The sequence below is a fragment of the Actinomyces procaprae genome (assembly GCF_004798665.1).
Lineage (GTDB): Bacteria > Actinomycetota > Actinomycetes > Actinomycetales > Actinomycetaceae > Actinomyces > Actinomyces procaprae.
In genome coordinates this window covers 2,412,341-2,435,328 of the sequence record NZ_CP039292.1, presented here as the reverse complement: position 1 = coordinate 2,435,328, position 22,988 = coordinate 2,412,341, and the positions used below count along the sequence as shown (strand labels likewise).

Here is a 22,988-nt window from a genome sequence, read left to right as displayed (position 1 = left end):
CGGACCTAGCTTCATGACGTCGACCGAGTTTGCCTCTAGGCGCTCCCAACTCGTCGGCCAAATCCAGATATACGGTGACGTCAAGCAACTGGAGGCCTGGAAGAGGCTCGAAGACGAGCTCAGTGACGCCCTGATTAGGGTGAGGCCGTACCTGCGCAACGAGTAACGCGGGTGCCCCGGTTCGCGGCGGCTGTGTGCCGGCATGGTCAGTGCCGTGGCCGACTGGGACCGCTTGCCCGGTCGCGGCGGCGTATACGTGTTGCACGACCCCGGGCGTCACTCCACGACCTTGGTGCGCGTTCCACGACCCCGGGGTGGTCGTGCAACGCGCACCAAGGTCGTGGAATACACACCAAGGTCGTGGAACTGCGCCGTGGCGACAGCGTGCCGCGTACTGGTCAGTACCGTGGAGGTCTGCAGGAGGTCTGCAGGGGGGCGGCAGGTGGCAGGAGGTCGGCAGGTGGCAGGGGGGGGCGGCAGGTGGCAGGAGGTCGGCAGGTGGCAGGGGGGGGCGGCAGGTGGCAGGGGGGGCGGCAGGTGGTGGGCAGGAGCGGCGCAGCGTCTCCTGGAGTGCCCGCCAACCGCGCGCCGGTATCTGAGATGCCCGCTCGGGGCTGCGAGCATTCCGCTTAGGGTCGCGCCATGACGCAGACCATCAAGCTTGCAGTGATCCCCGGCGACGGCATCGGCAAGGAGGTGGTGCCCGAGGGTCTGAAGGTACTTGAGGCGGCCCTTGAAGGCAGCGGCGTCACCCTGGAGACCACCGACTTCGACCTGGGCGCCGAGCGCTGGCACCGCACCGGCGAGACCATCACGGACGCCGAGCTGGAGGACATCAAGGCCCACGACGCCATCCTGCTGGGCGCCGTCGGTGACCCGTCGGTCCCCTCCGGCGTGCTCGAGCGCGGCCTGCTGCTGCGCCTGCGCTTCGCCCTGGACCACTACGTCAACCTGCGCCCCTCAAAGTACTACCCGGGTGTGGCCACGCCCCTGGCCGACCCCGGGGACATCGACTTCGTGGTGGTGCGCGAGGGCACCGAGGGCCTGTACTGCGGAAACGGCGGCGCCGTCCGCGTGGGCACCCCCCACGAGATCGCCACCGAGGTCAGCGTCAACACCGCCTACGGGGTGGAGCGCGTGGTGCGCTACGCCTTCGAGACCGCCCAGTCCCGCCCAGCACGCCACCTGACCCTGGTGCACAAGCACAACGTGCTGGTCAACGCCGGGCACCTGTGGCGCCGCACCGTCGAGGCCGTCGGCGCCGAGTACCCGGAGGTGAAGGTCGACTACTCCCACGTGGACGCCGCCACCATCTACCTGGTCACCGACCCGGGCCGCTTCGACGTCATCGTCACCGACAACCTCTTCGGCGACATCCTCACCGACGAGGCCGGCGCCATCACCGGCGGAATCGGCCTGTCGGCGTCGGGCAACCTCAACCCCTCCGGTGAGTTCCCCTCCATGTTCGAGCCGGTGCACGGCTCCGCCCCGGACATCGCCGGCCAGGGCAAGGCCGACCCGGTCGCCACCATCTCAGCGGTCGCCATGCTCCTGAAGCACCTTCGCCTGGCGGATGCGGCCGCCCGCGTAGAGGCCGCCGTCGACGCCGACATGGCGGCCCGCGCCGCGGCCGAGGCGGCCGGCACCCCGCTGGCGCGCACCACCAGTGAGATCGGGGACGCCATCACCGCCGCCCTGCGCGGCTGACGCAGCCGCAGCCGCGAGTGCGTGCCCGGGCGCGGCCCCGTAACCTCACTCCTGGACGGCATGGGGCCGCAGCCGCGAGTGCGTGCCCGGGCGGGCGCCGTCGTTGTACGGCATCCCGGGCACGCACCGAAGGCGCGCCGGGCGGGAGGCCTTGCGGAACCAGCATGTGAGAGACGCCCGTCCGGCAGGTGGAGCGGCGGTACAGTGCCGGTATGTCTGTGACCCCAGCCGCCGCATCCACGCCCGATTCCCTCACCACGCCTCTGGCTCGCGCCGCCGCTGTCCCGGTCCCTCCCGCCGACTCCCTCGCCGGCCGCTACCCCCGGCAGCCGCACCCGCACCCCGCCAGCGACGCCGAGCGCGCCCAGGCCCTGACCGACCTGCACTTCGGCCGCGTATTCACAGACCACATGGCCCACGCCCGCTGGACCCGCGAGGGCGGCTGGGCGGACCACGCCATCGTTCCCTTCGGGGACCTGACCCTCTCTCCCGCGGCCGCCGTCCTGCACTACGCGCAGGAGATCTTCGAGGGCATCAAGGCCTACCGGCACGACGACGGCTCGATCTGGACCTTCCGGCCCCGCTACAACGCCGCCCGGATGAACCTGTCCGCCCGGCGCATGGCCGTCCCGGAGCTCCCGGAGGAGGACTTCATCGCCTCCCTGGTGGACCTGGTACGGGCCGACGCCGAGTGGGTGCCCTCCGGTGAGGGGGAGTCCCTGTACCTGCGCCCCTACGCCTTCGCCTCAGAACCCTTCCTCGGCGTGCACGCCGCAAGCACCATCGACTACTACGTCATCGCCTCCCCGTCGGGTGCCTACTTCACCAACGGCCTGCAGCCCATCTCCATCTGGGTGGCCCAGGACTACCACCGGGCCGGCCGTGGCGGCACCGGCTTCGCCAAGACCGGCGGCAACTACGCCTCCTCCCTGCTGCCGCAGCAGGAGGCCGCCGCTCAGGGCTGCGACCAGGTGTGCTTCCTCGACGACGTCACCGAGAAGAACCTCGAGGAGCTCGGCGGCATGAACGTGATGGTGGTGGACGCCGACGGCACCGTGCGCACGCCGCGTCTGACCGGCACCATCCTGGAGGGCAATACGCGCAGCGCCATCATCCGCCTGCTCGCGGACTCCGGCCGGAAGGTGGTGGAGGAGACCATCTCGCTCACGAGCCTGCTGGAGGACATCTCCTCGGGCAAGGTGCGGGAGGTCTTCGCCTGCGGCACCGCCGCCGTGGTCGTCCCGCTGGGGCGGCTCAAGGGCAAGGACTTCGACGTCGCCCTCGAGGGCAGCGAGGTCACCCACGAGATCTACGAGCGGCTGACCGGGATCCAGTACGGGCGCCTGGAGGACCCCTACGACTGGATGTACCGCCTGGCCTGACGTCGCAATTTGCTTGTGATCGGTTCCCCTCTCCAGCGCGGCTTCCCGCCCGGCTCGGTGTGGTCAGATTGACTCATGAGCGATAATGAGCAGCACGTGGGCGACGGTGACTCCGGCAAACTGGATGATGTGCTCGGCGGCGTAGGGCGGACCGACTCCGCGAGCGGACGCTCCGGGAAGAGCCGCAGTGGCCGGCGCTGGCGCATAGGGCTGGTGTCTGTGCTAGCCGTCGTGCTGGTGCTGGTAGTCGGTACGGCGGCCGGGGGACTGTGGCTGCGCAGCCGCCTGGCGGGAAACATCGAGACGATCGGCGATCCCTTCGCCGCGATCGACTCCAGCGACCGCGCCCCCGAGCAGGACGCCGAGGACCCGGCTACGAACATCCTCGTGCTCGGCTCCGACTCGCGCATCAGTGCCGGCGACCCCAGCCAGTGGGAGGCCGGAGCCCAGCGCACCGACGCCATCATGCTGGTGCAAGTAAGCGGGGACCGGGAGGACGTCTCCGTCATGTCCATCCCGCGCGACTCCTGGGTGGACATCCCCGGCTACGGGGAGAACAAGATCAATGCCGCCTTCTCCTACGGCGGCCCGAGCCTGACGATCCAAACCGTCGAACAGCTCACGGGCGTGCGCATCGACCACTTCGTGGTGGCGGACTTCGAGTCCTTCAGCGAGATCACGGACGCCATTGGCGGGGTCACGATCAACCTCAAGACTCCGCAGACGCTGGCCGGCATCGAGTTCGCTACCGGCGCCCAGCTGCTCAACGGCGAGCAGGCGCTCGCCTATGCGCGCGAGCGCAAGAGCCTGCCGGGAGGCGATTTCGACCGTGTCAACCGCCAGCAGGCCTGGATGCGGGCCATGGTAGGGGCCGTGCTGAACAACGGGATCCTGTCCAACCCGGGGAAGCTGTACTCCTTCCTTATCACGGTCACCGAGACTCTGGCGGTGGATGACGGATTCACGATCGACGAGATGCAGTCGCTGGCCATGGCCCTACGGGGCATACACTCCACGGACATCAACTTCATGACCGTCCCCACCGCGGGCACGGGCACGAGCGCCGACGGCCAGTCGATCGTCCTGCTCGACGCCGAGGCGGACGCGCCCCTGTTCAAGGCCTTCCAGGAAGACTCGGTGGAGGAGTTCCTGGAGGAGAACCCCGACGCTGTCACCCTGCTCCCGGCCACGGTGAACTGAGCGGCCCCCACCAGCGGGCGCTCTCAGCGGCCGCTGGTGGGGGACACCCGGAAGGGCGGGTGAGAGCACCGTATCCCTGGACCTCGGCAGCGCCCCGCTTTCGTAATGAATCATCTAGGCTGTACGCAACCGATCGGTCAGGGCTCCCCGCTGGCCGCGGTCGATCCGTAGGAGAATGCCCGCCCATGACCTCAATCTGTGTGCTTGGACTCGGCTACATCGGCTTGCCAACGGCCGCTGTGCTGGCGCGCGCGGGAATCGAGGTGATCGGGGTAGATGTCTCGGATCGGCACGTCGACGCCGTCAACCGGGGCGAGCTTCCTTTCGCGGAGGCCGGACTGGCCGAGGCCGTGGCGGACGCGGTTGCCGGCGGCAGGCTGCGTGCACAGAAGGACACGCCGCCCGCGGACGTGTACATCGTGGCCGTGCCCACCCCGTTCAAGCGGGGAGCGTCCGGTGACCACGAGGCGGACCTGTCCTACATCGAGGCGGCGGCGCGGGCGATCGCGCCGCAGCTGGCCGGGGACGAGCTGGTGGTGCTGGAGTCGACGTCGCCCCCCGGAACCACCGAGCACATGGCCGAGGTGATCATGGCGCAGCGCCCGGACCTGTCGGTGGACGGTTCGGCGGGTAGGCCGCTGGTGCACTTTGCGCACTGCCCCGAGCGGGTACTGCCGGGGCGCATCATGAGTGAGATGGTCAGCAACTCCCGGATTATCGGTGGCCTGACGCCGCGCGCCGCCGAGCTCGCCCGTAACCTGTACGCCGTCTTCTGTGAGGGGGAGCTGCGGCTGACGGACGCCAGGACGGCTGAGATGACGAAGCTGACGGAGAACGCCTTCCGGGATGTGAACATCGCCTTCGCCAACGAGCTGTCGCTCGTCGCCGAGAGGCTCGGGATCGACGTGTGGGAGCTGATCGAGCTGGCGAACCTGCACCCGCGGGTGAACATCCTCCGGCCCGGCCCCGGCGTCGGCGGGCACTGCATCGCCGTGGACCCGTGGTTCATTGTTTCCGCCGCACCGGACGAGGCCAGGCTTATCCGCACCGCACGTGAGGTCAACGACTCCAAGCCCCAGCATGTGATCCGACGCGTGCAGGAGGCCGTCGCCGACATGCCCTCCCCGACGATCGCCGCACTGGGCCTGGCATTCAAGCCGGACGTGGATGATCTGCGCGAGTCCCCGGCGCTCGCCGTCACCCGGGACCTGGCGGCGCTGCTCCCGGACGCGAAGGTGCTGGTCGCCGAACCGAACATCACCGAGTTGCCCGGGGCACTCGCCGCAGTACCGAACCTCGCCTTCGTGGACTACCGGACCGCGATCGGTGAGGCGGACGCAGTGGTGCTGCTGGTGGACCACCGGGAGTTCAGGGAACTGGACCGGGAGCGGCTGGCCGGCAAGCGCGTAATCGATACCCGCGGCACTTGGCGCTGAGCCGCCCGCGCGACCAGCGGATTACGACGCCATGAGGATTCGGGGCATGCTGAGCAGGTCGGCTCGCCGACGGCGGCCGGCGCTGAGCGCCGTCCTACTGGTTGGTGCCGGTGCACACGTCGATCGCGCCGCCCGCTCCCTGCTGAACCAGCGGCCGGGGGAGGTTGAGGTCCTGGCCGTCGTCATGGACGAATGCCCGGAGCCTGAGCGTGCAGTCCTAGACGCCCTGGCCGCCAGGAACCGCCATGTTCGCACCCTTGAAGGCACGCTGGCGGCGGCGCTGGACACGGCGCGGGGGAGCATGCTGACGGTCATGTCCGCGGCGGATGCCGCCGCCCGGGACGGGTATGGGAGGGTACCGGTCGACGACGCCGTCCACCTCGGCGGCTGCCGCCGGCTGGCGCAGGGGCCCGGCCGGCGGATGCCACCGCGGCGAGTTCTACGCGGCATCGCGGCGGATCCCGCACTGCTGGAGGACTTCAGCCCGGCCCGCGTGCTCGCCCCCGCGAGCGCCTGGATCCGCGCCACCGCAGCGGTCCAGGGCGGCTCGCCCGAACGGGCGGCCCGCGCCGCCGCGCTCACGCTCCTGACCGACGCCGAAGCCGTGTGGGCCGAGCCCCAGGACCTGGTACTGACCGCCGCCGCGGGGCCCCAGCTCTGGGAGGAGCGGCTCGCGGCGCTCGCGGACGAGGTGGCGGCGGACCGGCGCGCCCTCGCGGGCCGCGACCCCGCCCTGATATCTGCCCTGCATCATCGCGCCATGATCGAGCTGGCGGTGGACGTGCCCGCCCAGTCGGACGCCGCGGGCGCGCAGCTGCGGCAGCTGGCACACGAGGTCCTCACCGCGCACGCCGGGGCGCCGGTGTGGTCCGCACTCGCCCTGCCCGACCGCCTGCTCCTGTGGGTACTCGCCCACGCGGGCACCGACGAGCTGCTTGAGGTCCTGGCCTCCCGTACCGAGGACACTCCCACACCTGCGCTGCGGCTTGAGCACGGGCAGATCCACGCCGCCCCGCCGGTCCTGGACCGGATCACGCCCCCGCCCGCCGCACTGCTCGCCGTTACCGATGCGGACCTGCGCATCAGGCAGCAGCTTGCCGCGTGCGCGTGGGAGGACGGCGAGCGGCTGGCGCTGACGGGTTGGGCGTACGTTCCCGGACTGGCCCCTGAGTCCCACGGCGCCCCCGAGCTCATCCTGACCGACGCCACCGACCGGGAGGCCGCGCGTGCCGACGTTGAGCGCATCGAGGCGCCCTTGGCGGACCTGGACGCCGACGACGCCGGGCGCACCTACATCGGCTCCGGCTACCGCGCCGTGCTGGATCTGGCGCATGCCCCAGCCGGTCCGCTGCGGGCCCAGCTGCGCATCCGGGTCGGCGGCAGGACCCTGACGGACGCGGTTCCGCCGCCCATGGGCTCGCGGCGGCCGTGCGCCTCGGCCCTGGGACGGGTGGCGGGTGCCGACGGCGAGGCGCTGGTCATTCGGGCGGCGCAGGCGGGCGGTGCCACACCGGAGGGCCCGCGCAACGGCCCCGAACCGGATCCCGGTGCACCCCGGGTCGTGGTCGACTACGCCGGCGTGGATGAGGACCGGCTGCGGCTCGGGGGCGCCGGGTGCGCTCCCGCCGGCCTCAGCATCACGGCGGTGTCCTCCGGCCGGACCGTCAGCCTCAGCACCACGGCGAACTCCGCGGGCTGGACGGCGGTGCTGGACCTGGCCGACCCGGAAGTCCCCTCGGGCGGCTACCGCCTGCACTGGTCCGCGGGGGCCGCAGCGGGGCGTTGCCACACCGGTGCTCGCCTGGATGGGCCCCCGACCGAGCTGTCCGGGCGCGTCCGCCACGTGCGCCTGCGGCCCCAGCCGGACGGCGGCCTGGACCTGAGCATCATCGCCCCGGTCGCGCCACAGCACCGCTCCAGCTACGGCAGGCGGGCCCTGATTGAGCGGGACTGGGGGCCGCTCCTGCCTGGAGTGTTCTTCGAGACCTTCGGCGGGAAGTCTGCCGGCGACAATCCTGGCGCCATCCGCGATGAGCTGATGCGCCGGGGCACGTCCGTTCCGCTGTGGGTGTCAGTGCGGGACGGGAACGTGCCCGTGCCGGCGGGAGCCGCGCCGGTCGTCGTCGGCACCCCGGAGTGGTTCCGGGCACTGCGCACCGCACGCCTGCTGGTGGTCAACGACAACCTGCCGTACTGGTTCTCCAAGCGTCCCGGGCAGGTGATCCTGCAGACCTGGCACGGCACCCCCGTCAAGCACCTGCTCAACGACGCCCCGCGCGCATCCGTAACCCTGGCCTACCGGCGGCTCATGGCCCGCCAGGTGCCCCAGTGGGACCTCCTGCTGGCCCAGACGTCGGCCGCCGAGCGGGACCTGCGTCACGGCCTGGGATACGGCGGGGAGGTGCTCGTCGGCGAGCAGCCCCGCAACGTCGGCCTGCTCGGTGGGGCGGCGACGGCGCGGCATGTACGCGACCGGCTCGGTATCGCCCCCGGGGAGCCCGTCATCTTGTACGCACCCACCTGGCGTGAGGACCTGCGGCGCCCCGGCTCCGGCGCGCCGGGCCTACTGGATGCGGCCTCCCTCGCGCGCACTACCGGTGCCGTGGTGCTGTGGCGCAGTCACCACATGAACGCCCGGACCGCCGGCGGCGACCGGGTACTGGACGTCAGCCGCTACGAGAGCCTGGAGGGGCTCATGCTCGCCTCCGATCTGCTCATCACCGACTACTCCTCGGTGGTTCACGACTGGGCGCTGACCGGTCGGCCCGCGGTGCTGCACGTGCCGGACCTGGATGCCTACCGGGACCGGGAACGGGGCTTCTACCGGGACTGGCCGAAGGACTCGAGCCTGCCGGTGAGCCGCACGCAGGCGGAGGCCGAGGCGCACGCCGTCGCGTTGCTGGCGGCCCGTGCGCCTGCTCCGCAGGTGGACGGCGCACCGGTCCGTGCCTGCCTGGACGCGATCTGCGCCTGGATCGATACGGTGCTTACAGGTGCAGTGCCCGCCCGCTGCGGTGAGGATTAGGCCCGTGAGCGATCTGATCCGTACGGTCCGACAAACCCTGTGGCATGCCCGCCACGGCGGGATCGGCGGCGTGAAGGAGTACCGCCGGCGTCGGCGGGCCAGTGCGTGGGCGCGCCCCGCCAGGCGCCGCCGTGCCGTCGGGGCGGAGATCGTCTTTCCCGCCTGGGACGTGCCCGAGCCAGACGCCGCCCCGCCCCGCCACGACCTGACGGTCGGTGTGATCGCCGACGAGTTCACCACCCTCGCCCTCCAGTACGAGTGGCGGGCGGTGGCCCTGACCCCCGCCGACTGGCGCGAGCAGATAGCCGGCAGCCCGATCGAGCTGCTGTTCGTCGAGTCCGCCTGGCACGGCAACGGCGACGCCTGGCGCTACCAGGTGATCGGGAAGGGCGGCCCCTCCGCCCACCTGCGTGAACTGGTGGCACAGGTCCGCGCCGCCGGAGTCACCACCGTCTTCTGGAACAAGGAGGACCCCGCCCACTACGACGACGCGATCGAGACCGCCCGCCTGTTCGACTGGGTCTTCACCACCGACGAGACCCTCCTGGACCGCTACCGGGCCGAACTCGGGCACGACCGCGTGGGCGTCCTGCCCTTCGCCGCCCAGCCGACCATCCACAACCCGGTGCGCCTGTGCGACGACGACGGCCGGCCCGCCGCGCTGAGAGACATTGCCTTCGCCGGCATGTACTTCGCCCACAAGTATCCCGAGCGCCGCGAGCAGATGGAGACGCTGCTGGGTGCCGCCGTGGATGCCGCGCCGAGGCTGGAGCACGGCCTTGACATCTTCTCCCGCTACCTGGGCGCCGACGCGAACTACCAGTTCCCCGCCCCCTACGACGCCTTCGTACGCGGGTCACTGAGCTACCCGGAGATGCTGTCCGCCTACCGGGGCTACAAGGTGTTCCTCAACGTCAACTCCGTGGTCACCAGCCCGTCCATGTTCGCGCGAAGGATCTTCGAGATCACCGCCTGCGGCACCCCGGTGCTGACTATGCCGTCGCCGGCCACGGGCCGGTTCCTTCCGGAGGGGACGCTCGCCGTCGTCGGGGACCGTAAGGAGGCCTACTGGGCGGAGCGGGCCCTGGTGGGCAATCCGGACCTGCGTGCGCGCATGACCTACTTGGCGCAGCGGGAGATCTGGCTGCGGCACACCTACACCGCCCGCGTGGACCAGGTCCTGGAGGCCGTCGGCCTGGGGGAGCGGAGCTACCACCGCCCCACCATCGCGCCGCTGATCTCCACCATCCGCCCCGAGCGCATCGACGGCGTCCTGGAGACCCTGGCCCGCCAGCAGGAGGTCCGCCAGCGTCCTATCATCCTCACCCACGGCTTCGAGGCGCCTGACGCCGCCCGCTCCCGCGCCCACGAACTAGGCCTTGAAGTGGACTGGGTCGTGGGTGATGCTGCGGACTCGCTCGGCGCCAACTACAGCAGGATGCTGGAGCGCGTGGAAGCGGACTTCATCGCCAAGATGGACGATGACGACCTCTACGGCGACTACTACCTGCTGGAGTCCCTGGTGGCCGCCGACTATGCGCGGGCCGAGGTGGTGGGCAAGCATGCGCACTTCGTGCACCTGGAGAGCGAGAACGTCGTGGTGCTGCGCTTCCCCGAGTGGGAGCACCGGTACACGGCGTTCCTGTCCGGGCCGACGCTGGTGGCTACGACGGAGCTTGCCTGCGCGGTGGGCTTCCCCGACACCACCATCGGGGAGGACTCCGGATTCCTCAAGCGAGCCTCTGAGGCCGGCGCCCGCATGTACTCCGCCTCCCGCTTCGGGTTCGTGCAGCGCCGCGGCACCGGCTCCGCGCACACCTGGGGCATCTCCTCCGCCGAGGTGCTGGCCACCGGCCGCATCACCCACTGGGGCGAGCCCGGGGACGCCGAGATCCCGGGCGAGGTGCACTGACCGGGGTGGGGGGAGCGACAAGTGCGAATGCGGGTGAGGCGATGGGAATGCCACGCGACATGTGGACGTGCCAGAATCGCACACATGGGAGAGATGACACCGCAGTCCCTCGGCATCCGTATCCGTGAGGCGCGTACGCGTGCAGGTATCAGCCAGCAGCATCTGGGTGAGCAGGTGGGACTTGAACGGACGGCGGTCAACAAGATCGAGGCGGGCACGCGCAAGGTCTCCGCTCTTGAACTCTCCGACATCGCCCGTGCGCTCCGCGTACGCATGGCCGCCTTTTTCGAGGAGCCGGTCGCTGCGGTGGCAGCCCACCGTTCCTCCCAGGGGCTTGACACTGTGGACTCGCAGATCGACGCACTTCTCGCAGAGCTCGCCGACGAGGTCCGGCTGGTCCACTCGCTACGTCCCCTGACAATAGCTGCGGAGACTCAAGCGTGGGAGCGGCCAGACTCCGAGGACGAGGCCGAGGCGATGGCCGCGAAGGCGAGGGGACTGCTCAGCTATGACCAGGCCGAACCCGTAGGTGCGCTTCAGGATCACCTGGCTGCGGCCGGTCTCCTCGTCTTCTCCCGGCCCTTCGGTACCGACACCGCGGACGCCGGGACGGTTCTCGTCGGTGGCCTTGGCGTTTCTCTGATCAACTCCTCCCAGAAGGTGGGGCGTCGGCGCCTCGCGACGGCGCACGAGCTTGGCCATTTCCTGGTGAAGGACACCTACACGGTGGACTGGCGGGTAGCCGACGCCGACGAGCCGATGGAGTCTCGGCTGGATGCTTTCGCGCGGGCATTTCTGCTTCCGCGAGAGGCGGTGACGGCGCGTTGGACGGAGATCGCAGAGCGGTCCGGGACACGTACGGCGGCGGTCATCGTCGGCAGCGAGTATCAGGTGGACATGTCGACTCTCGCGCGTCGCCTGAGCGACCTTGGCGTCGTCTCTGCATCTGAGGCGGGTGACGTCCGCGCCGTTCGGACAACCCGGGCAGACATGATCGAGCTTGACCTTCATACCACCGAGGAGTTGGCCGAGACGACGCAGCCGCGCGCCTTCCAACGCGCGGTGCTCGAGCTCGTGCGCGAGGAGGAGATCAGCCGGGAGCGTGCGGCCGACCTCCTGTGGGGCCTCTTCGATGTGGAGGAGCTCCCGGCACCGCATCCGAGGGAACGAACTGCGATCTGGGAGTACGTCTCGTGAGCGATGCGGAGAAGGTTTATGCCTTCGACACCGGGCCGCTGCGTCACTTTGCTCTCGGGGGGTGGCTGGCTGTACTCAAGTTCGTCACCCGGGATGGGCGGGTTGTTATACCGGAGAGTGTTGAGGAGGAGCTTAAGCAACAGCGCGCCGGTGACCCCGGACTCGACCAGGTGCTGAAAGCCGACTGGATCAACGTCGAGCGTCGGTACGATATGGACTACCTTCAACAATTCGCCGCTTTCGGGCAACTCCTGGTCGATAACCGAGGACGTAACAGGGGAGAATGTGGGGTCCTTGCGCTCGGGGGAGTCAGCGGACGCTTCAGAGGCTGGGCCTCAGGGGAGGGGCTTCTTTGACAAGCGGCACTGGCTTTCGCGAGCGGGCGGTGATCCCCGCCGGTGCTACACGTCTGCGCGTGGTGGTCGTCGTCGACGGCGGCGGGGACCTGGAGACCACCCTCATCGGCCTGGCCGATGAGGGGCTCAACGACGTCGTCGTGTGTGTGGGCGCCGGCGGTCCCACCCCGGCGGAGGCCGCGGCGCTCGCGGACTACGGCCTGGATCCCGCGGTGGGGGAGACGGCACTGGACGGTGCCCGTAGGGTGCTCGCCGGCATGCGCGGCGGCCGGGTGCTGGTGCTGCGGGCGGGGGACGTGCCCGAGCCGGGCCTGGCCGAGGAGCTGCCGACGAGCCGCCGCGCCGCCGTCGTCATGGTGCCGCTCAAGCGGATGGTCGACGGCCACGTGTCAGACACGCATCCGCTGCGGGGCCGCTTCACCCACGGGGCGCGAGACACCAGTCTGCTTGCGGAGCCGCACCTGTTCACGCTGCGCCTGGCGGGCGCGGTCATGAACGTTCCCGCCGGCGGGCTGCCCGCCTGGGACCGGGCCGACGACGACGGCGCCACCCTGCTGATCCGCCTGCTGGCGGCCACCGGTCAGCGGATCCGCCTGCATGCGGGCCCCGGAGTCATCGAGCGGCCCCGACCCGAGGAGCCGCCGCCGCTGTCCACACTGCACGAGTACCTGCGGGTGCTGGAGGGGGACATTCCCGCCTGGTACGCCGCGGCGGGGGAGCGGGGCGAGCCTCCCGGCTGGGTGCACCAGCTGGTGCTGGCGCGCCTGGTGGAGGTCACCGACGCCGACCGTGGCCTGCGCTTCGCCGCACGCCTAATGAGCGGGGTGGAGCGGGCACGCGTCGCCGAGCTGCTGCTCGACGCGCTCGGCCGCGTGCCCGCCTCCCAGGTGGAGGCGTACTGTGCGACCCCCGTGGCGCTGAACCGGCTGGCCGCACTACTGGCGGCCACCGGCGCCCGCCTGCCCGATCCCGTGCTTCCGTCGCAGCGCCCGTTCCGGGCGGACCGTCAGGTGTCCTACTTCTTCACCGGGAGCCCGCCGGAAGAGCAGTGGTTCGTAGATGGTGCGCCGGTCCGGCCGACCAGCGTGAAGCTCGTTGACCACAGCTACTTCGACCGTGTGCTCGTCCATGAGCGGCTCGTGTGGCTGCCTCAGGGCGAAGTGAGCGCCGTCATCGGCGGTTGGGAGGTGGTCCCCGCACCCTACCGGGGGATGCGGCGTCCGCCCGCGCCGCCGCCACCACCGTCCGCCCGCGCCAGACGCGCCCTGACGCACAGGCTCGGAGTGCTGCGACGCCACGCGGTGAAGCTGGCGAGGCATAACGGTGCCGCGGCCGCGCCCCGCACCCAGGTCGCGGAGCGAACCGCGCAGGCCGCTGCTCCCGCAACGACCAACGCGCCCCGCACCTGGTTTTACATGGACCGCCACGACTCGGCCGGGGACAACGCCGAGCCGCTGTACCGCTACGCCCGGGTGCACGCCCCCGGCATCAGGCACGTCTTCGCCGTCGACCGCAGCTGCGCCGACTGGGGGCGACTGCAGGCCGACGGCTTCGAGCTGGTCGCCCCGGGGACCGCCGCCTTCGAGACCGCCTGGGCGCAGGCCGACACCCTGCTGCTGGCCGACATCGGCGACCCCACCATCGCAGGCAGGCTGATGAGCGGCAGCACGCGCAGGGACCAGCGGGTGGTCTTCCTCCAGCATGGCGTGACCATGCGGCACATGTGGCGGTGGTTCAACACCCGCCGCATTGACGTGCTCATCACCGCACACCGCGCCGAGTACACCGCCATCACCGCCGACCACAGCCCCTACCTGCTCACCGACCGGGAAGTGTGGCTGACCGGCTTCCCACGCCACGACGCCATGCACGCCCTGCTCGGGCGCCAGCGTGATCGAGTGGTCCTGGCCCCCACCTGGAGCCCGTCCCTGTCCAGGGCACTGGATCGGGAACACGCCCGCACCGACCTGCTCGATGCCTTCTACACGCCCTGGGTCCAGCTCGCCGAGGCCTTGGGAGAGGCCGGTGTGGGTGTGGTCATGTTCGCCCACCCCAAGCTCGCCCTGACGGCGCCGCAGTGGTTCGACGGCCTGAGCGTGCCCACCACCACGGGCACGGATGTGCCCGAGCAGCTGTCGCGGGCCTGGGCCGTGGTCTCGGACCGCTCCTCGATCCTGGACGATGGGATGCTGCTCGGGGCGGTCGCCATCGTGTGGAGCCCGGTCGGCACCGCCGACGCCGACGCCTACCGCCGCATGCACGTTCAGGCCGGCGCGGTCTCCGCGGCGAGCCCCGGGCAGGCGCTCGCGGCCGCGCTGGACGCGCGTGACGGCGGGCTGCTGCCGCCGTCGAGCCTGGTCATCCCGGATGCGGGTGCCTGCGAGCGGATCCTGTCCCGGCTGCTGGAGGAGAGGATCTGATGGCACTGGATCGTCGTCGTCGGGATGACCGGAGACCGACTGTCTCGCTGGTAGTGGCGGTGTACGGGGTGGCGGACTACCTGCCTGCCTTCCTCACCTCACTGGACGCCCAGGACTATCCGCACGACCGGCTGGAGGTGGTGCTCGTCCTGGATGGCGCCTGTGACGACAGCCCGGCCATCAGCCAGGACTGGGCCGCCCGCACCGACCTACGTACCCAGGTGATCCACATCGAGAACGGCGGCCAGGGCAGGGCCAGGAACACTGGGCTGGAACAGGCGGCGGGGGAGTGGGTCGGCTTCCCCGATCCCGACGACGAACTGGACTCCGCCTTCATCTCGACGCTGATAGGTGCCCGCGACGAACGCGCGGGCATGGTGATCGGACGCACCCTCATCCGTCAGCGGGGGCGCGTGTACCCCCACCCGCTGGACTTCAGGTTCCACCGGGGCGTCAGGACCATCGACGTGCGCCAGTCACCGGACGTGGTGCAGCTGTCCACCCACGAGGTGCTGGTCCGCTCCGAACTGGCACGACGCTGCCGTTTCCCGGAGGACCGGGAGGCGCCGACCTTCGAGGACGGCATGTTCATCGGCAGGCTCCGCGTACTGAGTCCGCTGTGCGTGGTGGTCCCCGACGCCGTCTACTACTACAACAAGCGCGCCGCCGGGGACTCGGCGGTGCAGACCGCCTGGGACAAACCAGGGCGATACATCGAGCAGTTCACCGACCGCTACCTGCCCTACCTGGAGGAAACCGGCGCCGCCCCCTGGGCGCAGCAGACGGTCCTGTATGACCTGGGCTGGTACTTCGGCGTCGTGGACCGCGGCGAGGCGCCGGACATCCCGGGCCTGAGCACCAGGCACGAGGCATTGGTGCGTCGACTGGTGGAGCAGCTCGACGCTGAGTCGATCCGCCGCGCTCCGTGGCCGCATCTGAGCGCGGCGGCACGAGCCCGCATGCTGCTTTGGAAGGGTGAGGAGGCGGTGGCCATCATCGCCTCGGGCCGAGTGACAAGCCTGTACACGCAGGATGCCGTCACCGAATCGGCTGCCCCGGCGAGGTACTGGGGGCGGGCCTGCGGCTACGTGGACCACGGTGACGGCGCAGAGCGGGAGTGTCCGCTCGCGCTCTGCGTCCGTTTGCCGGAGCAGGCGCGGCAGCCGCACCTGTAGTCGCGGATTGGCGCCGTTTCGTGATCCTGTAAGCGCACTCACAGGGGAGGCGGGGCGCGGCACCTTGGATAGGATCCTCACATCGCGACCGGCATGCTAGCCCTGGCTTAGCAAGCATCCGGTCTCAGAACGACTACCCATTACCCATGTGAGGCCCCATGAAGCGCGTCATCACTTACGGCACGTACGACCTGCTGCACTACGGGCATATCGAGTTGTTGCGCCGTGCGAGGGCGCTTGGTGACTACCTGGTGGTGGTGTTGTCCTCGGATGAGTTCAATGCCGGGAAGGGTAAGAAGTCCTACTTCTCCTACGATGAGCGTCGGCGGATGCTTGAGGCGATCCGGTACGTGGATCTGGTGGTGCCGGAGTACACGTGGGAGCAGAAGGTTGATGACGTCAAGCGGTACGACATCGACGTGTTCGTCATGGGGGATGACTGGAGGGGCAAGTTCGACGAGCAGCTCGCGGGCTTGTGTGAGGTCGTCTATCTCCCGCGCACGCCGGAGATCTCGACGACGCAGATCAAGAACGACATGCAGGCATCCTAAAGGGGTAAGGGAGAAAACACGATGGCGGCACCTCGACGGACACGAGTTGTACGAAGCATGATGCGCAGGCTGGAGAGCAAAACTCCGGCTGCGGCGACTAGACTAGCCACATTGGCTCCCGATGACCATGAGGTACAGATACGCAAAGCGCGCCTAATCAATAGGAGCAGCGGGCCGGAAGCAGCGGCGAACTACATCGCCTCATTGGGCGCCTCATGGGATGATCCTGAGCTGTTGAATCGACGAGCGTATTACCTAGAGCGCGGAAGTAACTACACGGCGGCCGCCGAGACGTATGCGCGCATAATTCAACTGAGCCCGAGCGAAACGCACGGATATATGAGAAGGGCTCTGTGCCTGAAAGAAATAGGCGACCTGAAGGGCGCAATAGAATGCGCCGAAATTGCGGCTGAACTCGACCCATCCGCCCCGGAACCCCATGAACTGGTTCTTGACTTATCTAAGGGTATTCCGGGATGGAAGCGTCTAAAGATACTGGAGGCGGGAGCCCAATCACACTCTGACTCGTTGGACTGGCAACGCAGGCTGGCCAGCCAGGCGTTTTCCATGAAACAATGGCAGTTGGCAGCTCGGGCATATGAATGGTGTGAGCGCCACGGAGACGAAGGCAATGATGCCCTATTCGCTGGAATCGCGCTCTCAAGGCAGGGAAACATAACGGAGGCGCGCGCACATTGGTTGACCGCAGTCCAGCGCGACAAGCGCCCCATTGTGACAGAGCTAGGAGCGGGCCGTCTTCTCCAGGAAAAAGGATACTGGAAGGATGCTGCACGTGAATACCGCCATGTCGTTGAAACGACGCCTAAGCCCGAGGCGGCAGTAATACACGCGTTGGGATTCGCATACGCCCGGCAATACCGTTGGGGAGACGCGATAAGCTACTTGCGTAGAGCCGTGCAGCTTGCGCCGACGGAAAAGAAGACCTGGTATGATCTCGCATTCGCTCTAGAACGAAAGGGAGATTTCGCCGAGGCGGCTACAGCGTATCGTGCGTCACTGAACTCAAACTCTCCGCATGCTTACCGCAGATACCGGATGATATGGTGCCTGCTTAAGGCAGGCGACGTGGATGCGGCTGCCAAAGAACTACCTACGTACGTTCCGCAGAAGCGCCCAGACGGGGTGAACATCGCTTGGGATGAGCAGGTCTTGCGGGACGATCTTGTGCAGGCAATGAAACGAAGCGACGGGCCGGGCTGCCTGGCAGTTGCGGAGGCAGCTGTTAATGCTCGGTATGATGGCCTTGCCGATGAAGCGTTCTCGGCGGCGGAGCAGCGCCTAGAAGCTCACGACCCCGTCGCGTACCTACACCACGCTGCCTGCCTTATGCGCCTAGGCAGAAAACGCGAAGCAGTCGAGACGTACCTGAGCTCTAAACAGTTCGGCAAGCCCTATGGTGTGAACGTTGATGACTACGTGAAAACTCGCGCGCAAAAGGAGAGCGCGCTATTCGTGGCGTATTGCGACCTGCTCCCGGTCGACCCAGATGTTGTGCTGTACGAGAGCAATCATGGATCAGCAATTACATGCTCCGTGAAGCCGTTGGCCATTCGAATGCTCGCTACACCGCGGGGCGAGGACATGACCCACGTTGTGGTCATCAACGATCGCGAACGGATTCCCGAGGATTTAAGAGGGCGCACCAACGTTATATTCATCTCAAAACAATCGGATGCCTATATCCGCTATCTAGCGACAGCTGGGTGGCTCATCTCTAACAACACGTTCCCGCCGTACTTCTCCCGCCGCGAACAACAGAAGTACCTTAACGTATGGCACGGGACGCCAATGAAGACCTTGGGCAAGGACATCAGGTCAGGCGTGATGGATCACCGTAACGCTACTCGCAACTTCCTTCACGTCACACACCTGGCTACTCCGAACATGTTCACCGGCAGAGTGCTGCTGGACCGGTATGACGTCGCCCGACTATTCCCGGGTGAATTCGCGGTCACTGGCTCTCCTCGTATGGACGTGACATTGAAACTGTCTGGAGAACGACGCACAGCGATTCGTCGCCGACTGGGAGCATCACCGAGCCAGAGAATTGTGCTATTTGCACCGACCTGGCGCGGGGACCTGGCCGACAAAAAGGTTGACCTGAGTCAGATCGAATCCGATCTCGCTGCAATGAACGCGGAGGACGTCGTAGTAGCATTTCGCGGCCATCCCCTGATGGAATCGGGTCTGGCTGGACTCACGTCGTCCGCGGTAAACGTTCCTAATGATATCGACACAAACGAGTTGCTCGGAGCAGTGGACGTCGTTGTGTCTGACTACTCGTCCATCGCGATCGATTCCGTTGGTGCGGGCGTGAGAACAATTCTGTACGTGTACGACCGTGCGGAATATGAGTCCGAACGTGGTTTGTACATGGCGCTGGAGGAACTACCGGTCGAGGTCGTAAACACGCGCGACGAGCTGGCAGCTGCCGTGAGCCAAAGGGAATGGTCGGCGCCGGAAGATCTGGGCAAGTTCGCGGAGATGTGGGCGCATGAGGACGGCAACGCCACGGATCGGGTGTTGGGCTTCCTCTTCGATGGTCTTGATGTTGGCCAAACGAAGTTGACCGGAGAGAGGAGGAAGAAAGAAGCTGTCCTCTTCGAGGGGCATTTCGCGCCGAACGGAGTCACCGCCAGCGCGAGAGAGCTGAATAAGTTCCTTGTGGCAAACGGCGTAGGTGTCACCGTATCAGTTGAGGGAGCGAAGATCATCCCTATCGACGAACGTGCTGAGATCTTCCGCTCGCTACCGGACGACGTATACGCCCTGCCCCTGGTTGGATCCGCCCTACGTGATCCCGAAGAACAGTGGCTAAACACGATCTTCATGTCGAGAGATGAACTCTGGTCAACTGAGCAGATGAACATGCTACGCCGCATGTACGGGCGGGAGTATCGACGGCTGTACGGTGACGCGCATTTCGACGTAGCCGTTTGCTTCGAGGGATACACGAGATACTGGCTGCTGGTACTCGGTTCAGCGCCGTCAGGTGTTCGCAAGGTGGTTTACCTGCACTCAGACATGGCGCGGGAAGCGCGTAGAAGGTTCCCGTACCTTGACGGAGTCGCAAAGGTGTACCCATGGTTCGACTGCATTGCGTCGGTCTCGGAGTCGGCGATGGAGTCCAACGCGATGTTAGTAGATGACCCGGCTGGTAGGTTTGAGGTCGCGGCGAATCTTGTGGACTGTGAAGCGATACGCGAGGCTGCCGATGTTCCAGTAGGCGCGGAGTGCGATGCTTTCTTGGGAAGGCACTCCGGGACGATTTATGTGCAGGTCGGCAGACTATCGCTTGAAAAGAATAACGCACTCGCCATTCGGGCGTTCTGTAAGGTCCGGGGCGAGGACGACGCCATGTTGATAGTTGGCGACGGCCCAGAACGCGCGGCGCTTGGCGCCCTGGCCTCAAAACTCGGTGTGGCCGATCATGTATTCTTCGCCGGTCACGACTCAAATCCATACCGCTACTTGCGACGAGCTGACGTGTTCGTACTGACCTCGCTGTTTGAGGGGCAGGGTATCGTAGTCCTAGAGTCGTTGGTGCTTGGCGTTCCAGTCGTCAGCGTGGATATTCCTGGGCCGCGTTCGATATTGCAATCTGGGGGTGGCCTGCTGGTACACGCGGACGTCGATTCGATTGCTGATGGCATGAGGCGAATTGCGGCCGGGGAGCGCCATGGTGAGTTCTCGATCGACGACTACCTTACCGACGCGTGTGCGGCTCATGTCCGGGTTCTTGGAGTATGACAGAGTATGACCACGAACACGCGCATGAGGGGCGGAAGCGCTGCGTCCGAGGAGAGCTCTGTGGGAATGACGTATCCGATGCTTTTGAGTGGACCGTTGACCTACAGGGCGGCCGGTCTGGCGAATTCGGTAGTGCTACGTAGCAAGCAGTTGTCTGATGGCGGAGGCTGGCCCGTCATCTTGGTGGATGCGTTCCAGCCGATGTTGGAGAGCGAACTATGCGCTCTTCGAGGCGAAGACAGGCTGGGGCCTCGTACGGAGGTGCGTAACCTGTACCGGGACTTTGCGCAGCTTCCTCGCTCCACGGCAACATTGCCACCGGCCAGTAGACCTCGCTTTGCGAGGGAGGACTGCACGGAAGTGCGCACCGACGATAGTGACCCGACGATCAGAAGGTACTACCGTTCAGGCGAGTATGTTGCTTTCGAGAAACTGGACGCTGAGGGGCGTAGGCCAGTCTTCGTCGACTTGTTGGCCTCTGGAAAGCGGTATCGTCGCCTCCGCTTTTCGGACAAGAACGAGGTTTGCCAAGTGCAGTCGTTCGACGACGACAACGAGCTGAAGGCCGAGGAGTACTTTAACGACGGTGGAGTGCGTTATCTGCTCGTTGAGCATAAAGACGGCGCTCCCGCGCGATGGGTCTACCTTGATGCCGATTTGCGGGAGGTAGTATTCGGTAGCCTCAATGAAATGCTGACGTACTGGCTTGTCAATTTCAATGGCGACGTCTTGCGCGACCACGTTTTGATTTCCGAGTGGGCGTTCAGGAGACCGGCCCTGGATCGGGCATCAGCACTGCTGAACTTCAAGGTGGTTTACACCTTCCACAACTCTCATCTCGGTGGTTCTAGGCGTTATTCAAGGTCGGAGTTCAAGCCGGAGCTCCGTTCGACCTTGGATGCGCTCGGAACGATGGATGCGGTAGTCGTACTGACCGATGAGCAGAAGTTTGATCTGCTGAAGATGAACCCAGCATTGGACAACGTTTATGTCATTCCACATGTCGTCGAGTCTCAGGCTGCTGCCGAGCAGGTTGAGCGTGACCCGCTTAGAGTCGTGATTATATCGCGGCTGTCCCCGGAGAAGGGGATCGTCAACGTTGTTAAGGAGTTTGGGCGGATTCTGGCCAGTGTGCCGGAAGCGAGGCTTGATATTTGGGGGCGGGGGCCGGAAGATGATGGTATACGAGCTGCAATCGAGTCTTCCGGTTTGTCTGGGCACGTCTCGCTTATGGGTTTTTCAGACGCGCCGAGGAAGGAATACGCTGCGAGTGCGGTTGCGTTGTTCCCGTCGGAGTACGAGGGGCAGTCGTTGTCGTTGATGGAGTGTGTGATGTCGGGTTGCGTTCCTGTGGCATATGATTTTAAGTATGGCGCTCGGTACGCTATTGAGGATGGGGTCAGCGGCTTTATCGTTGATCCTGGTAATGTCGATGAGCTGATCGACGCGGTTAGGCTTCTGCTGGTGCATAACGATATTCGTGAACGAATGTCTTTCGCGGGCGCTCGTCGGTTGGCCCACTCTAATAATGCTGAGCGTTTGCGGAAGGACTGGTTGGATCTGTTCTTGTCCCTCGGAGGTAGGCTGGGACGTATGGGAAGTAGGCCGTGATGGTGCAAGTGCTTGCAAAGAGAGCTATCCGTCTGTCTCTGGACAGTGGCCCTGGGGCGGCGCTGTCGGTCATCGAGGGGTGCGACGCGGTCGATTTGATAGAGGTCGAGCATGGCCGGTACGTATTAGGCAATGAGAATCTGATGCGTGTAGCGCGTACATTTGACGAGATTCGCCCCGTGGTGTTCGCCTTGGCGGAGCACGGTTTCGTCGCGTACGCGAGCGATGGGCGTACAAGCAGATTCGTGCATCTGAGAAGAATTCCGTCTTTCTGGCAGCCAGTGCGCCAGGGAGATATGAAAGTTGACGAGTCTGGCCTGATTTATAAGCTGTTTGTCCCCGAAGGCGTTCGTATCGGTTCTTTGGTAGTCGTATTCTCCTCGATGGCGAGCCCTTTCGATAAAGCGTCGTTGACCAGGTACTTCGAACCGAACTTTCGGAGTATTTCCAAGCATCTTCCTGATGGTGTTGCGGTGTTGCGGATCGCCGATCTGGATGGAGTGGTCGGTGGGTTTTATCTCCCTACAGTTAACTACCCGCGACGTGATTGGGATGTGCGTGCGCTGATCAACCAGGTTTCAGGAGGCCTGAGTCTAGAGCCATCGCAAGTGGTTGTATATGGTGCGTCGAAAGGTGGGACTGCTGCGTTGTCCCAGGTTCTGCTCGCAGGATTTCGGGGCGTTGTTGTAGACCCGATCTTGGACGACGCTTCTTATGAGACTAGGTATGACGATACACACTGGACGCGGGGCGGTGTGTTCCTGAACACGAAAGATGAGTATTTTGATCGGCTTGTCGCTGATTCTACTGGGCATGAAGGTTCTGAGGATGCCCGCCTAGTTTTAGTGTCGGGAGTTGGGTCGCCGTTGTTTAGTCTTGTGGCGGGTATGTCGGAGCGCCTTGATGAGGTGGGCAGGCGGCACTTGTTCGTGGTTTCAACTGATGAACGGATTGTGGATCATCCGCATGTTTCTGTGAGGACGCTGAGGACCGTGACCGGGCTCCTCAACATGCAAGTTGAAGGCATTGGTATTGCTCCGGGGCGGCGCGAGATATTCGGCTGAGCACGGTTTTCGCGTTGTTGTGGCGAAGCTCTCTTGATTTCGGAGCGGGGCCGAGCTGCGTCCGGTCTTTTGGCGGTCGCGCGTAGGAGCGCGTTGGGCGGGGGATACGGTGGGCATTGCGCCGGCGCCGGAGGGGTATCGGTGGCGTATGTGCACGTCGCCGCACGCAGTTCACATCTTG

General features: G+C 66.4%; 14 protein-coding genes. All 14 read left to right on the top strand.

The features are described from left to right. Positions 1-642 precede the first annotated feature (642 nt). The 14 genes from E4J16_RS09940 to E4J16_RS09875 all read left to right on the top strand — a co-directional run bounded on the left by E4J16_RS09940 (position 643) and on the right by E4J16_RS09875 (position 22,807). The gene (locus E4J16_RS09940; protein ID WP_136313904.1) at positions 643-1,707 is read left to right on the top strand and encodes a 3-isopropylmalate dehydrogenase; all 1,065 of its coding nucleotides are present in this window, start codon (positions 643-645) and stop codon (positions 1,705-1,707) included. 212 nt (positions 1,708-1,919) lie between these two features. Beyond that, positions 1,920-3,089: a branched-chain amino acid aminotransferase gene (locus tag E4J16_RS09935; protein ID WP_136313903.1), complete on the top strand. Its 1,170-nt coding sequence runs from the start codon at positions 1,920-1,922 to the stop codon at positions 3,087-3,089. A gap of 75 nt (positions 3,090-3,164) precedes the next feature. Beyond that, positions 3,165-4,289, top strand: a complete 1,125-nt coding sequence (locus E4J16_RS09930) for an LCP family protein (RefSeq protein WP_136313902.1) — start codon at positions 3,165-3,167, stop codon at positions 4,287-4,289. A 185-nt stretch (positions 4,290-4,474) separates the two neighbouring features. Beyond that, on the top strand, positions 4,475-5,725 hold the full coding sequence (wecC, locus tag E4J16_RS09925; protein ID WP_136193456.1) for a UDP-N-acetyl-D-mannosamine dehydrogenase: 1,251 nt from the start codon (positions 4,475-4,477) through the stop codon (positions 5,723-5,725). A gap of 46 nt (positions 5,726-5,771) precedes the next feature. Continuing rightward, positions 5,772-8,750 (top strand): CDP-glycerol glycerophosphotransferase family protein, encoded by a 2,979-nt coding sequence (locus E4J16_RS09920; RefSeq protein ID WP_136313901.1) that lies wholly within the window; start codon positions 5,772-5,774, stop codon positions 8,748-8,750. 4 nt (positions 8,751-8,754) lie between these two features. Continuing rightward, complete coding sequence (locus tag E4J16_RS09915; RefSeq protein WP_136313900.1) at positions 8,755-10,662, top strand: CgeB family protein; 1,908 nt, start codon at positions 8,755-8,757, stop codon at positions 10,660-10,662. A gap of 84 nt (positions 10,663-10,746) precedes the next feature. Continuing rightward, positions 10,747-11,859 carry a helix-turn-helix domain-containing protein gene (locus tag E4J16_RS09910; protein WP_136313899.1) on the top strand — a complete coding sequence of 371 codons (1,113 nt, stop codon included), beginning with the start codon at positions 10,747-10,749 and terminating at the stop codon, positions 11,857-11,859. Next, on the top strand, positions 11,856-12,215 hold the full coding sequence (locus E4J16_RS09905; RefSeq protein ID WP_136313898.1) for a PIN domain-containing protein: 360 nt from the start codon (positions 11,856-11,858) through the stop codon (positions 12,213-12,215). The genes E4J16_RS09910 and E4J16_RS09905 overlap by 4 nt, the downstream gene beginning before the upstream one ends. Beyond that, entirely contained in the window at positions 12,212-14,635 is a 2,424-nt protein-coding gene (locus tag E4J16_RS09900; protein WP_168709486.1) for a CDP-glycerol glycerophosphotransferase family protein, read from the top strand. The genes E4J16_RS09905 and E4J16_RS09900 overlap by 4 nt, the downstream gene beginning before the upstream one ends. Further along, on the top strand, positions 14,635-15,810 hold the full coding sequence (locus E4J16_RS09895) for a glycosyltransferase family 2 protein (RefSeq protein WP_136313896.1): 1,176 nt from the start codon (positions 14,635-14,637) through the stop codon (positions 15,808-15,810). The genes E4J16_RS09900 and E4J16_RS09895 overlap by 1 nt, the downstream gene beginning before the upstream one ends. 158 nt (positions 15,811-15,968) lie before the next feature. Further along, the gene (gene tagD / locus E4J16_RS09890; protein WP_136313895.1) at positions 15,969-16,361 is read left to right on the top strand and encodes a glycerol-3-phosphate cytidylyltransferase; all 393 of its coding nucleotides are present in this window, start codon (positions 15,969-15,971) and stop codon (positions 16,359-16,361) included. A 111-nt stretch (positions 16,362-16,472) separates the two neighbouring features. Then, on the top strand, positions 16,473-20,132 hold the full coding sequence (locus E4J16_RS09885) for a CDP-glycerol glycerophosphotransferase family protein (protein ID WP_168709485.1): 3,660 nt from the start codon (positions 16,473-16,475) through the stop codon (positions 20,130-20,132). A 360-nt stretch (positions 20,133-20,492) separates the two neighbouring features. After that, positions 20,493-21,743, top strand: a complete 1,251-nt coding sequence (locus tag E4J16_RS09880) for a glycosyltransferase (protein ID WP_168709484.1) — start codon at positions 20,493-20,495, stop codon at positions 21,741-21,743. Next, positions 21,743-22,807 (top strand): XcbB/CpsF family capsular polysaccharide biosynthesis protein, encoded by a 1,065-nt coding sequence (locus E4J16_RS09875; protein ID WP_240038456.1) that lies wholly within the window; start codon positions 21,743-21,745, stop codon positions 22,805-22,807. The genes E4J16_RS09880 and E4J16_RS09875 overlap by 1 nt, the downstream gene beginning before the upstream one ends. The last annotated feature ends 181 nt before the right edge of the window (positions 22,808-22,988 follow it).